The sequence below is a fragment of the Micromonospora sp. H33 genome (assembly GCF_052068455.1).
Lineage (GTDB): Bacteria > Actinomycetota > Actinomycetes > Mycobacteriales > Micromonosporaceae > Micromonospora.
Map to the genome: position 1 here is coordinate 264788 of NZ_JBQHDE010000002.1, position 13560 is coordinate 278347.

Sequence of the window (13560 nt, forward strand, 5' to 3'; positions counted from 1 at the left end):
GCCATCGGCGTGCCGACGCGCAGCGCCCTTGACGCCGGGCGGGTGGCGTAGAGGATCAGGCATCCGGGGGGATGGGTCACGCCCTGGTCCTCATCGCCATTGAACTGCGGGCGGTGCCCACGAGAGGCCGGGGGCAAGCAGCTCTGCTGCGCGGCAGCGATCGCCCCGCCCTCGACGGAAGGCAACCTCGACGGCGATCGTCCCGCCTCAGCCTCTCGCCCATGACTTCCCGCAGCGTGGCCGGCCGGCCCGGCCGATGCCGGCCGGAGGTCGCCAGCAGGCCGGGGCCGGGCCGGCGCGGCCCGCTTTGCGGGCCGCCTTGATCCTTAAGAGGTCAATTCGGCAGTGTCGAGCGGATCAAACGAGCGGATCACACGAGCGGCCTACTCGTTGTCCTGTCACGGGACATGCTTGACCCTCGCGTCCCACCAGGTGCTTGACATGATCGAACGCACCTCCGCACAGAGCGCGAAGCAGACCTGCGACCATGTCGCGATGGATCTGGTCCTCGAACCCCCGGACGCCCTCGGCTGGCTGCGTATCGGTATGAGCCGCACCGAGGCGACCATCGCTTTGGACCGCTTCAAGGACACCACTGCACCCTCGGCATCTGACCAACCAGGGCTGTACGTCTTCAGGCCAAGCGGCCTGATGGTCAGCGTGTCCTACGGGGCCGACGGGACCGTGGAAGCCATCGAGCTGGGACGGCCGCACGAAAGTGGCGACACCGTGACATACCGGGGAGTGGACGTGTTCGCCCTGCCCGCTAAGGAGGTCGTCAGCCAGCTGAGCCGCTTCGTGGCCCTTGTCGAGGAAGATGACGGTGCCTCGTTCGTCGCCCCCGACCTCCTCCTGTCGTTCTGGCGCTCGTTCGTCGAAGACGACGACCCGGCTGAGACCCAGGGCTACTACTTCAACTCGGTACTGCTCGCCCGCCCCGGCTACTACGACGGTCCGATGGGCTGACAACGCCCTGGCAGAACCTCCACGAAGCGTGCGGCGCAGGCCATCGACAACCTCTTCCCCGAGCAGGACGGGGATGAGGGTGACGTCCTGGAGACGCCCTGAGGGCCATGATCGCAGGTGTTTCCGCAGCTCATAGGCGGTGTGGTGTTCAGAATCCGGCGTACAGGTCGACTCGTCCGTCGCCCACCAGGTCGCAGCCTCGATCAGGGCCCGCCCCGTGGTGGGCTCGCCCACACGGCGAGGATCCACAACACCCACCACAAACCCGGTGAACGTTCGTGGACACCGCACCAGTGAGGCTTCGCCTCGGACCGCCGAGGTGGGTGGCTGGGCTGGTCGGGCCGGTGTCGGTGGGCTCATCCTGGCATTCGTAGGCGCGGATGCGGAGGGTGGTCATGGCCTCACGTCTGGCGAGAACGAATGCGGTCACGGTCAACGACGTGCTCGACGGGCAGAAGCTGCTGGAGATCGACTGCGTGGACCGGGCCTATCTGACCCTGTCCGTGCCAAACCTGGTGGTGGGCGGCCAGGTGGTCAGCTTCCTCACCCAGCACGAGGGCAAGCCGGTGCCTTCGCCTGCGCTGCTGGAACGCCGCGGGCAAATCTTCCGCCGGGCGGTGATGTCTTTCGCCGAGGCCAACGACATCCCGGTCATCAACTTCACCGGCAAGAAAGAGAAGACCCGCCCGGGAGTGCTGGCCGACAGCCCGTGGCCGGAACGCAAGATCGACCAGGTCATGCCATTGATGCGTCGTGCTGCCGCCACTGGCCGATCCCAGGTCGTCGCGATCGGGGTGGCGCAGGAGTACCAGCGGGTCTTCACCGGGACCAAGTCCGCCACCGACACCGGGGCCGTGTGGTTTTCCTACAACCGGGTCGAGCGCCGGGTCACCTGCTACTACTTCTACCTGTGGGATGCCGATGTCGGGCCCGCGTTCATCAAGGTCTGCGCCTACTTCCCCTACCCGGGCAAGATCTGGTTCAACGGCCACGAATGGGCCAAACGCCAGGCCATCAAAGCCGGCATCGGCTTCCGTGAGCTGTCCAACGGCTTCGCCGCCTGCGACGACCCCACCGGTTTGCAAGCCATCTGTGACCGGCTCGGACCCGGCACCGTCACGGTGTTCACCGAGCGCTGGTGGGCACGCCTGCCGCTACCGTTCACCCCCGGCGACCGGGCCGCCGGCTACTGGTGGGACATCTCCATGCGACAGATCGAGGTCGCCAAAACCATCGTGTTCACCGCACCCCGCCACGCCCGCGCCTTCTTCGAAGCCCTCACCGCGGACAACCTCGACATCGGCCGCCCCGACAACATGGAGATCATCTTCAACCGGCAGATCCGCTCCACCACCAAAGGCGTGTTCCGCACCGCCATCGACCGCGACAACGACGGCGTCGTGGTCAACGCCTTCTACCGGCACTCACGGATCAAGTACTACCTCAAAGACCGGCGAGCGCTACGGATCGAGACCGTCATCAACGACACCTACGACATCGGCGTGCTCCGCCGTCTGGAACACCTCCACGAGGTCACCGCCAAAGCCCGTGACGCCAACCGCCGGCTGCTGGACACTATCCGTGCCGGTCAGAGCTGCGTCCTTGCGAACCCAGTCATCGAGCGGGTCGCACAGCCCACCCTCACCCAGGACGGCAGGAGGGCCCCAGCCCTACGCTTCGGCGACCCTCGGGTCATGGCCCTGACCGGCGCCCTCACCCTCACCCTGTTCGCCGTCCGGCGTCACCAACAAGAGCCTTCGCGCCTTGACCGCCCGGCTACTCGGCACCCCCTACACCACCAGCCAAATGACCTACGACCTACGACGCCTCCGACTCAACGGCCTGATCCGACGCATCAAACACACCCACACCTACGTCCTGACCCCCGACGGCCAACGCCTCGCGATCTTCTACACCAAACTCAACAACCGACTCCTACGCCCACTCCTCGCAGCCGACCAACCCCAAGCACCACCCGCCCTACGCCAAGCCCTCACCACCATCGACCACCACGTCGACGACTACATCACCCGAGCACGACTCAAAACCGCAGCCTGAAAACCTGACTCAGTTGTTCAGATTCTCGAACCCAAGGATCTAGTCTTCGTCGATGCATCGGAGCCGTGTCTACGCCCTCATCATCGACACCCCGTCCGCCGAGGCCGACGCCGCGACCGCCTTCTGGTCCGCCGCTCTCGGCGCCACCGCCGCGCCGTACGCCCCGGAGCCGCAGTTCACCGACCTGCACGGCGCCCTGCCCGGCCTGATCACCGCCGTCCAGTCCGTCGACGACGCGCCCCGGTTCCACCTCGACATCGAGACCGACGACGTCGAGGCGGAGACCGCCCGGCTGACCGCTCTCGGTGCCACGCAGGTGGCGCGCTGGCAGGAGTGCCGGGTGCTGCGCGCCCCGGGCGGGCACCTGCTCTGCGTGTTGCCGCAGGAGAGCGCCCCGGAGGTCTTCGACGCCGAGGCGAAAACCTGGCCCTGAGCCCGGGCGCCACGCTCGGCACGGAACCCGACCGGAACGGGCACAGCTTGTCGGGTCGGGGGCGCACCGACGGTCCTAGCGTGGTCGGCGCAAGGGAAGGAGGGGCCGGGTGCTGGAGCGGCTCAACCAGGTCATGGACCACATCGAGCGCAATCTCGACCAGCCGGTCGACGTGGCCGCGCTGGCGCGGATCGCCGCGACGTCGGAGTACCACCTCCGGCGGCTGTTCTCCGCGCTGGCCGGGATCGGCCTGTCCGAGTACGTCCGCCGCCGGCGGCTGACCGTCGCGGCCGCAGAGGTGGTCGCGGGGGAGCGGTCGCTGCTCGACATCGCGGTCCGGCACGGGTACGGCTCCGCGGAGGCGTTCGCCCGGGCGTTCCAGGCCGTGCACGGCGTTGGCCCGGGCGAGGCCCGACGTACGGGGGCGACGCTGCGTGCCCAGCCCCGGATGTCCTTCCGCCTCACCGTCGAAGGGAGCAGCAGCATGGAGTACCGGATCGTCGACAAGGACAGCTTCCACCTGGTGGGCCGCCGGGCCCGGGTGCCGCTCGTGCACGAGGGGATGAACCCGGCGATCGTCGAGTTCGTCCGGAGCATCGACCCGGCGACCGTGGCCCGGATCGAGGCGCTGTCCGACCAGGAACCACGGGGCATCGTCAACGTCAGCGCCAACGTCGCCGAGGGTCGGGAGGAGGGCACCGAGCTGGACTACTGGCACGGTGCGGTCACCGGCACCGACGTCCCGGAGGACCTGGACGCGATGGCCGTGTTGGCCGGCACCTGGGCGGTGTTCACCACCTCGGGGCCGTTCCCTCAGGGCGTCCAGTACCTGTGGCGGGACGTCTTTACCCAGTGGTTCCCGTCCAACCCGTACCGCAGCCGCCCGGGGCCGGAGATCTCCCGCATCCGGATCTCGGCGGACGGGGCGACCGCGGAGGCGGAGCTGTGGATCCCGGTGGAGCCGGTCCCGGCCTGACCGCCGGTCGCCGCCGGCGGTGCCCCCACCCCTATGTAGAGTTCCGATATAGTGCCGGTCGCGCGGATCACGATTCCGGTCGCGCGGGTGCTCGCCGCGCTGCTCACCGAGCCGGGAACCGAGCGCTACGGCCTCGACCTGATGGCGATGACGGAGCTGCCGAGCGGCACCCTCTACCCGGTGCTGCACCGGCTGTGCGGGGCGGGCTGGCTCAGCGCCGAGTGGGAGCCGGTCGACCCGCGCAGCGTGGGTCGACCGGCGCGGCGCTACTACCGCCTCACCCCCGAGGGAGTCGCCGCGGCCCGGCAGGCCCTCGCGGAGCTGCGGGCCATCGCCCCCGAGGGGCGCCGCGGTCTGGGCGGCGTCGAGCCGAGCGGGGCACCGGCATGGTGAGCCACCGCGTCGCGCTGCTGCTGCTCGCCGTCGCCGCGCGCCGCTGGCCGGCGGAGCTCCGCGAGGACCTGCGCCGGGAGTGGACGGCCGAGCTGCACACCCTGGCCGCCGACCGGCAGCACCTGGGGAATGCTGCGCTTCGCCGCCAGCCTGGCGGCCCGCCGGAGCGGCATCGAGGCGGCCGATCGCGTGCCGCTCGGCAGACGGGCGCGGCGGGCCGTGCCGCTGCTGCTCGCCCCGCCGACCTGCGTCGCGGTCGTGGTCGTCGCGCTGGTCGTGATGTCCACCGTGGTGGACCCGCTCTCGTGGCACGTCCCCTGGGCGTTCGACCTGCAGCTGCCCATCCTCACCGTGCTCATCGCGGGCGGCGCGGTGGGGCTGGCGGTGGCCGCCGACCGGCTGGCCCGCCGGGCCCCGTCCCGCGGGTGGCCCGTCGTGGCCGGGGTGGTCGCACCGCTCGCGTTCACCGTTACGCTCGCGGCGTACGCGACGCACGACGCCGCCGACGAGATCGCGACCAACGCGCCCGGGCTGGTGCTCTGGCTGGCGGGCCTGGCCCTCGTGCTGCGCGGTGCGGCGACGCTCGCCGAGCGCGGCCGGGTCCGGGCCGCCTGGTGCGTCGGCGTGCTCGGCGCACTGGCGGTCGCCGACCTCGCGGTGGTGCTGGCGGTGCTGAGCGCCGTCCCGACCGGCCCGGAGACCGTCCTCGACGGCGTGCCGCAGGGCGACACCGTCGACCCGGTCTCCGCGCCGCTGTGGCTGCTCGTCACCTGGACCGACTCGGCACTCGGCCTGCCCCGCCCCACCGGTCCGGAGATCTTCCGCATCACCGACGTGTTGCTTCCCGTGCCGCAGTTCTATCTGGCGGCCACGCCGTACGCGCTGGCCTGGGCGATCCGCGCGGCCCGCACCCGCCCGGAGGCCGCGCCCGCCCTCGCGGTCGCCGGCCCCTGACCGGCGTCGGGTGCCCTGGCCGTCTGGCGTCTCGGTCAGACGCCGGCGATCTCGGCCAGCACCGGCGCCGGGTACCCGGACGGCCGGGCGCTCCCGGTCAGGCGCCGGCGATCTCGGCCAGCACCCGGCGCTGGAAGGCGCGTGCCTCCGGCCCGCGCGGTGACTCGCCACCGCTCCGGGCGGCGACCGCCCGGTCCAGCAGGTCCGCGGCGTCGCCCCACCCCGGTTCCTCCCGGAGGACCCCGGCGAGCCGGCGCCCGGCGTCGGCCTTGGACAGCCACCCGCCCTGGCGGAACCGCACCAGCGAGCGGGCCGCGCCCAGCACCGCGTCCTCCGCGCCCGGCGCCGGCCCGTCGCCGGGCGGGACCGGCCGGGCGAGCCACCAGGAGAGCGCGTCGACGAGGAGCCGGCGCAGGTCGGTGGGGGACAGGTCGGCGAACACCTCGCGGGCCGGCGGGCCGAGCACCGCGTGCCCGTGCTGGTGCAGGATGCTGCGGTCCAGCCCGTACCAGAAGTGGCCGTCCGCGGCCGGCCGGTCCGCCGGGTCGTACGTGGCCCGGAACGACATCCGCGCCCCGGTGTTCAGCTCGACCTCGAAGCCGGGCTCGGCGGTGCCGGACCGGGCGACCTCCCGCCGGTAGACCACCAGTTCCAGGCCCCGGGCCGGGCATGGCAGCGTCTCGTGCCGCAACCGCGCCACCAGGGCCCGCTTCCGATCCGCGTCGAGGACGTCGGCGCTGACCAGAGCGACGTCGACGTCGCTGCGACCCGGCTGGTACGCGTCCAGCCCGACCGAGCCGGCCGCGTACGCCCCGACCAGGCGGTCACCCAACACGTCGCGGCCGGCCGCGACCAGCGCGGTCAGGTAGCGGCGGACGTCTGCGTCCATCTCAGGCCCACGCCACGTCGGGCGGCAGGAAGCCCGCCGCCGGATCGTCGTCGAGCGCGTACCCGATGACCAGCCGCGCGTGCCGGTCCAGCTCGGGCAGCCGGTCCGGTGGGAACCACCCCACGGCCGTCGACTCGTCGTCGTTGACCTGCGCCGTACCGCCCATCAGCCGGCACCGGAACCCCAGGTTCACGAACTCGCACCGGTCCCCGTTGGGGTAGGTGTGCGGGTGCGCGAGGACGCTGCTCAGCCGTACCGGTTCGACGTCGAGTCCGGTCTCCTCCCGTACCTCCCGGACCACCGCCGTGGCCGGCTGCTCGCCCGGCTCCAGGACGCCGCTCACGACCGACCAGCGCGCGTCGTCCGCGCGTTGCGCGAGGAGCAGCTCGCCGGCCTCGTTGCGGACCACGGCGCTGACGCTCGGCAGCAGGAGGAGGTCGCGGCCCACGTGCGCGCGCAGCCGCCGGATGTACTCGGGTACGCCCATCCGGCGACCTTAACCCGGCTCACCAGGCGAGGATCCGGAGCACCTTCTGGTACTCCTTCGCCAGCTCCGCGTCGATGCGGGCGGACCGCTCCTCGGTGAGCACCACGGCCGGTTCGTACCGCTCCCGGCCGTCGAGCATCAGCCGGCGCAGGCCGGTGGGCGGGTGGGAGGAGAACAGCGACGCCTCCTCGCGGGCCGACAGCTGCCGCAACTGCGGCAGCCGGCCGGCGTTGGCCACCCGCGCCTCGGCGACCGCCGCCTGCCACCGCTGCGGCCCGTGCCCCGCCCGCGCCTCCCGGCGTACGGCGAGCTCCATCGACTCGACCCGCAGTGTGACGTCCAGCAGGTCTGTCGCGGCCGTCGTCCCCGCCGCCTTCGCGGACATCTCGTCGGCGAGGTACTCGGCCCGTTGGCTGTCCCGCAGCGCGACGCACACGAGAACCAGGTGCAGTGCGAACAGCAGACGGGACAGGAGCCGCTGGAGCATCCGTCCGAGGGCCGCGGCGATCATCTCGATGAGACCGTGTTCGGCCGACGGTGCCGGGCGGAGCAGGTCCGCCGCCGATCCGAGCGTGGTGAACGCGGGCTGGGTGAGCAGCGCGCGCCGCGGGTCGCCGTTGATGAAGTGCCCCAACTCGTGCCCCAGCAGGGCGACCCGTTCCTGCGGGCCGAGGGACCCCCAGTACGGCAGCCCGAGACACAGCACCCGGCGGCGACGGACGCCGACCGTCTGCGCGTACGCGTTCAGGTGGTCGTCCACCGCGATCACGTCGGGTGCCGGGGCGCCCACCGCCCGCGCCACCTCGTCCACCAGCCCGAACAGTTCGGCGGCGCGGTCGCGGGACAGGACCTCCGCGTGCGGGTCGAGCCGACCGAACCGGGGCCGCAGTCCGACGGCCAGGGCGAGCAGCGGTACGGCCAGCAGGATCGACGGGCTCGGGAAGGGAAAGCCGACGATCAACCAGACCCCGGTGCCGGCGAGGGCCACCACCCCGAGGAACAGCACCACGGACGCGGCTGCGGTGACAACGGTCGCCGCGCCCGCACCGGTGGCACCGAGCCGGCGCCCCAGCAGCCGGTCGAACTGCCGACGGGTCATCCGGTAGGCGAGGTGGTGCAGGCGGCGGTCCAACCACCGCCAGCCGAAGACTGGGCCCCTGCGCTCCTCGTCGTACGCCTCCAGGTTCCACTCGCACGACGGGCACCACGGCACTGCGTCGAGCTGGGAGACCGCGGCCGTGCCGCACCGCGGGCATGTGCCGTCGACGGCCGTCGTGTCGATCATGAGCGCCGATTGTGCCGACGGGCTCTCCGCGGCGGTACCGGCCATTCAGCCGATGCTCCAGGGTCGGCGGGTGGGCGGGTGGTGGCCTCGCCCAGTCCCGTGGATGACTGTTTTCGCTGTTCGTGCCCCCTACGGTCGAGAGCACGTCTACTGTGGAGATCATCGGCGACTTGCGGTGTTCCGGTGGCGGCCGGGTGGATCGCGGTGCACAGTGATCCCATGAGCGACAGCGGAATCGGGGGGCACTACTACTGGTGCACCCGACACCACCGGGTCGAGACCGATGCCGACGTGTGCCCCGCCCGGCACGTTCTCGGGCCGTACGCCTCAGCCGCCGACGCCGAGAACGCGCTGCAGCAGGTGCGGGAGCGCAACGAAGCATGGGACGCCGAGGACGCCCGCTGGGCCGGGGAGGGCAGATAGGCGGCGCGGGAGGCCCGCGTCGAGGTACCGCGTGCTCTGCGAGGGTGCGGGCACGTCCCCAAGGAGGGAAACCGAGATGGCCGTAGCACAGCAGGCCACCCGCCCGGCCGCCCGTCGTACCGCCGCGAAGAAGACCGCCGCGGCGGAGCGCAGCGCGGGGGCGACACGGACGGCGCGGGCGTCCTCGACGGCGGCGAAGAAGGCCCCGGCCACCAAGGTGGCCGGCGGCGCCGGCCGGGCCCCGGCGAAGAAGACCACCGCCGCGAAGGCCCCCGCCAAGAAGGCCCCCGCGAAGAAGGCCCCCGCGAAGAAGGCCCCCGCCAAGAAGGCCCCTGCCGCGAAGAAGGCCGGCACCACGGCGAGGAAAGCCCCCGCGGCGGCGAAGAAGGCCCCCGCCACGAAGAGGACCACGGCCGCGGCGAAGAAGACGACCGCCGCGGCGAGGAAGACCACCACGACCGCGAAGAAGACCACCGCCGCGGCCAAGAGCACGGCCGCGAAGAGGACCACCTCCGCGCGGACCAAGGCCGCCACCGCGGCGAAGAAGGCCCCCGCGAAGGCGGGGCCCGCCACCCGCAAGGTCACCTCGGCCGCGAAGAAGACCACCGCGACGGCCAAGAAGACCGCGGCGAAGAAGGCTCCCGCGAAGAAGGCCCCCGCCAAGAAGGCCACCCCGACCCGTCCGACCGCCACCGCGCGGACGGCCGCGGCGAAGAAGGCGCCCGCCAAGAAGGTCACCGCCAAGAAGACGACCACGGTGGCGAAGAAGGCCCCGGCGCGGAAGACCACCGCGGCCAAGACCACGGCCCGCACGGCCACCGCCCGGAAGGCGCCCGCCCGCTCGGCCGCCGCCCGGTCCACCACCACCCGGGGTACGCGGGCCGTCGCCCGCAAGGCGGCCGGCTGACCCACGCCCACGGGCGGTACGCCTCGTCGCCCCCTGCCCCGGCGCGCCAGGCGATCGGGTGTCACGGCGGCGGCAGGCTCGTGCCAGTCGACGCCCTCGTAGTCATCGACGAGATCGCCGCAGCGGTACCGGACGAGCCGGTCCCGGTCGGCGAGCGGCGGGCGCGGGGGGTTCCGGCGTGACGGCGTTCGCGTGGCGACGAGCGCGGGTGCCCGGTGTTGCCGGACAGCGGTTCGGGCCGGGCGCTGTCAGGATGGACCCCGTGGTGATCCGACGCGTCCTCGCGCCCCGCATCGACTTCGGCGCGCTGCGCCGCGAACTGGACCTCCCGGACGGATTCCCCGCCGCGGCGCAGCGCGAGGCGGACGCCGCGGCGGCCGACCCGCCCCGACCGGCGGTGGACCGCACGGACGTCCCGTTCGTCACCATCGACCCCGCCGGCTCCCGGGACCTCGACCAGGCGATGCACCTCGCGCGCCGCGCTGGCGGCGGCTTCCGGGTCACGTACGCGATCGCCGACGTCGCCGCCCACGTCCGCTCCGGCGGGGCGCTGGAGGAGGAGACGTGGCGGCGCGGGCAGACCATCTATCTGCCCGACGGCAGCGTGCCGCTGCACCCCGAGACGCTGAGCGAGGGAGCGGCCAGCCTGCTGCCGGACGTCGACCGCGCGGCGGTCGTGTGGACGATCGACCTGGACGGCGACGGTGCGACGACCGCCGTCCGCATGGAGCGGGCACTGGTTCGTAGCCGGGCGCAGCTCGACTACGCCGGCGTCCAGGTGGCCGCCGACGCGGGTCGGTTGCCGGAGCCCATCGCCCTGCTGCCCCGCATCGGCGCCGTGCTGACCGCGCGCGGCCTGCGCCGGGGCGCCATCAACCTGCCGCTACCGGAGCAGGACGTGGAGCCCGACGGCGACGGCTGGCGGCTGGTGCTGCGCGGGCCGGTGCCGCTGGAGGAGCACAACGCCCAGATCTCGCTGCTGACCGGGATGGCGGCCGCCGACATCATGCTCGCCGGGCGGATCGGCCTGCTGCGTACGATGCCGGCGCCGAAGCCGGAGGCGGTGGAGCGGCTGCGGGCTGCGGCCGCCCCGCTGGGCGTGACCTGGCCGGACGGGGCGGGCCCCGGTGAGGTGATCGCCGGGCTGGACCCGACGCAGCCCCGGGCGGCGGCGTTCATCGACCAGGCGGCCGAGCTGATGCGCGGCGCCGCGTACACCGCCTTTGCCGGCACCCTCCCGGAGCAGCCGGAGCACGGCGGCGTCGCGGCCGCGTACGCCCATGTCACGGCGCCGTTGCGGCGCCTGGCCGACCGGTACGCCACCGAGGTCTGTCTGGCCCTGCAAGACGGCCGCGACGTACCCGACTGGGCGCGGTCCGCGCTGCCGAAGCTGCCCGAGGTGATGGCGGCGACCGACCGCACCGCCTCGGCCGCCACCCGCGGCGCCATCGAACTCGCCGAGGCGGTGCTGCTGGAGCACCGGGTCGGGGAGACCTTCGACGCGGCGGTGCTGGACGTCGACTCGCCCCCGAACGGCCGGTCCCGCCCCGGCCGCCCGCCCGGCGGGACGGTGGCCCTGGACGACCCGCCGGTCCGCGCCCGCTGCGTCGGCGAACTTCCGCTCGGCGAACGGATCCGCGTCCGCCTCGTCACCGCCGACCCCACCACCCGCACGGTGGCCTTCGAGCGCGCCTGACGGCACCGGTTCCGCGGACGGAGCACGTCGGCGCGAGCCGGGGCGGGGCCACCGTCGCGTCCGCGCTCCTGCGTCGATCTGCGGCGGCTGTAGCCCGCGTGCCGCCCAGTACCGTCGTGCCGTGCACCGTGCGACCCTGCGTGCTTCGGTGGCGTCGGTAGCGGGGTTTGTCACAGCGCCTGCCGCTGCTGCCGGGCCGGCGGGTTTGCGAGGATGTCGCCATGGCTTACGACGCGAGCAACCTGCCCGACGTGTCCGGGCTCACCGTCGGCATCATCGGCGGCACCGGCGACCAGGGGCGGGGTCTCGCCTACCGGTTCGCTCGCGCCGGCCACACCGTGCTGATCGGATCCCGGTCGGCGGAGCGGGCCGCCCAGTCCGCCGAGGAGATCGCGAGTCTTCCCGGGATCGCCGCCGGTGCCAGCGTCGCCGGAGCCGGCAACGAGGAGGTCGCGCGGCGCAGCGACGTCGTCATCATCGCCGTGCCGTGGGACGGCCACGCGGCCACCGTCGCGGCGCTCGCCGAGCCCCTCGCCGGCAAGATCGTGGTCGACTGCGTCAATCCGCTCGGCTTCGACAAGCAGGGCCCGTACGCCCTGACCGTCGAGGAAGGCAGCGCCGTCCAGCAGGCCGCCGCCCTGCTGCCCGACTCCCGGGTGTGCGCCGCGTTCAACCACGTCAGCGCCCCGCTCCTGGCCGACCCGGAGATCGACCGCATCGAGCTCGACGTGCTGATCTGCACCGAGGAGCGGGAGCTGGTCGACATCGTCGGCGCCCTCGCCGCCCGGATCCCGGGCATGCGCGGCATCTACGCGGGCCGCCTGCGCAACGCCCACCAGGTCGAGGCGCTCACCGCGAACCTGATCGCCATCAACAAGCGCTACAAGGCCCACGCCGGCATCCGCGTCACCGACCTCTGACGGCATCGCCGGGTCCTGGCGGCCCGTCCAGCCCGGCCGCGCGTGGTGGGCCCAGGAGGATCCACCGTGGTCTGCGACGACCGCCGGGCCAGTTTGTTCCCGGCCGGCGGGACCACCGGCCGGTGGCCTTCCCGTGCCGCGCGCGGTCGCGGCACGTCCGCACCGCGACCTACACCGTCCTGCCGGGCTTTCCCTTCGCACGCGGCAGCTCCGCCCCGGACCTGCGCAGTGCCGGTGAGATTCCCTACCGCGCAGGGTCGCGGCAGCTCCGCGCGGGGACCTACGCCGCCCCAGCGGGCTTGCGCGCGATGAGGACGGCCTGCGGGGTTCGTTCGGTCCCCTCGGCCTCCTTCACCGCCGTCACCCACATCTCGAAGCCCGAGTCGCGCAGCAGGTGAGCCACCTGGTCCGGGCGGTGCCGGTACCAGTCCAGGCGGATCGGCTTGCCGAAGGCCTCATCGCGGTGGTAGAGGTCGTCGCCGACCTGGAAGACGAGCATCAGCGGGCCGCCCGGTGCGAGGACGCGGTGAAACTCGGCGAACACCTCGGGCCACCGGTCGCGCGGCACGTGGATGACCGAGTAGTACGCGAGCAGCCCGCCGAGGGCCGCGTCCGGCAGGTCCAGGGCGAGCATCGAGCCGATCTCGAACCGCAGGTGCGGGTAGGCACGCCGGGCCACCTCCACCATTCCGGGCGAAAGGTCCACACCGAACGCGTCCAGGTCCAGGTCGTGCAGCAGGGTGGTGACCCGGCCCGGACCGCAGCCGACATCCGCGACGGGACCGGCACCGTTGGCGCGGACCAGTTCGGCGAAGGCTGCCAGCAGCGCGCGGTCGAGCGGCCGCTGGTCCAGCTCCGTGGCGACCATTTCGGCGTACTCGACGGCCGTCGCGTCGTAGGAATCACGGGTGGCGTCGAGGAATGAGGCGTCCGGCATGGTGGTGGAGGCTAACGCCCCCCGGCCCTCGGCGCGGCTGTCGCGGTGGCGGGTCGAGCAGGCCGACCCCGCCCGGTCACCTGCCACGGGCCCGCCCGTCCGTCGAGCATGCGCCCGCCGGCCTGCGCGTGGTGATGAGCGGGGTCTGCAACCACACCTCCGGTGTCTGCCGAGAGCGCGGCGGATCGGGGTGTCGGTGGAAGCCGAGGCCGCCAGCGGCACCGAGCCCGCACCTC

General features: G+C 72.9%; 14 protein-coding genes. 10 read left to right on the forward strand and 4 right to left on the reverse strand.

All coding sequences use genetic code 11. The annotated features are described in order from the left end of the window. Nucleotides 1-441: 441 nt before the first annotated feature. From ACTMS0_RS06825 to ACTMS0_RS06850, 6 genes are all read left to right on the forward strand, one after another. Nucleotides 442-966 carry a hypothetical protein gene (locus ACTMS0_RS06825; RefSeq protein ID WP_441154243.1) on the forward strand — a complete coding sequence of 175 codons (525 nt, stop codon included), beginning with the start codon at nucleotides 442-444 and terminating at the stop codon, nucleotides 964-966. Nucleotides 967-1361: 395 nt separating this feature from the next. After that, nucleotides 1362-3032: a hypothetical protein gene (locus ACTMS0_RS06830; protein ID WP_441154244.1), complete on the forward strand. Its 1671-nt coding sequence runs from the start codon at nucleotides 1362-1364 to the stop codon at nucleotides 3030-3032. A gap of 44 nt (nucleotides 3033-3076) precedes the next feature. Beyond that, nucleotides 3077-3457, forward strand: a complete 381-nt coding sequence (locus tag ACTMS0_RS06835; RefSeq protein ID WP_441154245.1) for a VOC family protein — start codon at nucleotides 3077-3079, stop codon at nucleotides 3455-3457. A 109-nt stretch (nucleotides 3458-3566) separates the two neighbouring features. Further along, nucleotides 3567-4433 carry an AraC family transcriptional regulator gene (locus ACTMS0_RS06840; RefSeq protein ID WP_441154246.1) on the forward strand — a complete coding sequence of 289 codons (867 nt, stop codon included), beginning with the start codon at nucleotides 3567-3569 and terminating at the stop codon, nucleotides 4431-4433. Between the two features lie 51 nt (nucleotides 4434-4484). Beyond that, nucleotides 4485-4826, forward strand: a complete 342-nt coding sequence (locus tag ACTMS0_RS06845; protein ID WP_441154247.1) for a PadR family transcriptional regulator — start codon at nucleotides 4485-4487, stop codon at nucleotides 4824-4826. 129 nt (nucleotides 4827-4955) lie between these two features. Further along, nucleotides 4956-5780, forward strand: coding sequence for a hypothetical protein (locus tag ACTMS0_RS06850; protein ID WP_441154248.1), 825 nt, complete (start codon nucleotides 4956-4958; stop codon nucleotides 5778-5780). A 97-nt stretch (nucleotides 5781-5877) separates the two neighbouring features. Here the strand turns inward: ACTMS0_RS06850 and ACTMS0_RS06855 are convergent, their stop codons facing one another. The 3 genes from ACTMS0_RS06855 to ACTMS0_RS06865 are packed head-to-tail and all read right to left on the reverse strand — an operon-like array spanning nucleotide 5878 to nucleotide 8441. Then, nucleotides 5878-6669, reverse strand: a complete 792-nt coding sequence (locus tag ACTMS0_RS06855; RefSeq protein ID WP_441154249.1) for a nucleotidyltransferase domain-containing protein — start codon at nucleotides 6667-6669, stop codon at nucleotides 5878-5880. 1 nt (nucleotide 6670) lies between these two features. After that, complete coding sequence (locus ACTMS0_RS06860) at nucleotides 6671-7156, reverse strand: NUDIX hydrolase (protein ID WP_441154250.1); 486 nt, start codon at nucleotides 7154-7156, stop codon at nucleotides 6671-6673. A 19-nt stretch (nucleotides 7157-7175) separates the two neighbouring features. After that, on the reverse strand, nucleotides 7176-8441 hold the full coding sequence (locus ACTMS0_RS06865) for a M48 family metalloprotease (protein ID WP_441154251.1): 1266 nt from the start codon (nucleotides 8439-8441) through the stop codon (nucleotides 7176-7178). A 219-nt stretch (nucleotides 8442-8660) separates the two neighbouring features. On the opposite strand from ACTMS0_RS06865, the gene ACTMS0_RS06870 reads away from it, so the two are divergent. From ACTMS0_RS06870 to npdG, 4 genes are all read left to right on the forward strand, one after another. Continuing rightward, nucleotides 8661-8864, forward strand: a complete 204-nt coding sequence (locus tag ACTMS0_RS06870; RefSeq protein ID WP_441154252.1) for a hypothetical protein — start codon at nucleotides 8661-8663, stop codon at nucleotides 8862-8864. Between the two features lie 76 nt (nucleotides 8865-8940). After that, complete coding sequence (locus ACTMS0_RS06875; protein ID WP_441154253.1) at nucleotides 8941-9771, forward strand: histone; 831 nt, start codon at nucleotides 8941-8943, stop codon at nucleotides 9769-9771. 262 nt (nucleotides 9772-10033) lie between these two features. After that, nucleotides 10034-11467, forward strand: coding sequence for an RNB domain-containing ribonuclease (locus ACTMS0_RS06880; protein ID WP_441154254.1), 1434 nt, complete (start codon nucleotides 10034-10036; stop codon nucleotides 11465-11467). A 221-nt stretch (nucleotides 11468-11688) separates the two neighbouring features. Continuing rightward, a complete protein-coding gene (npdG, locus tag ACTMS0_RS06885; protein ID WP_441154255.1) occupies nucleotides 11689-12387 on the forward strand; it encodes an NADPH-dependent F420 reductase in 699 nt (232 codons plus the stop codon). A 280-nt stretch (nucleotides 12388-12667) separates the two neighbouring features. Here npdG and ACTMS0_RS06890 read toward each other — a convergent pair whose 3' ends face one another. Continuing rightward, nucleotides 12668-13324 (reverse strand): class I SAM-dependent methyltransferase, encoded by a 657-nt coding sequence (locus ACTMS0_RS06890; RefSeq protein WP_441154256.1) that lies wholly within the window; start codon nucleotides 13322-13324, stop codon nucleotides 12668-12670. Nucleotides 13325-13560: the final 236 nt, after the last annotated feature.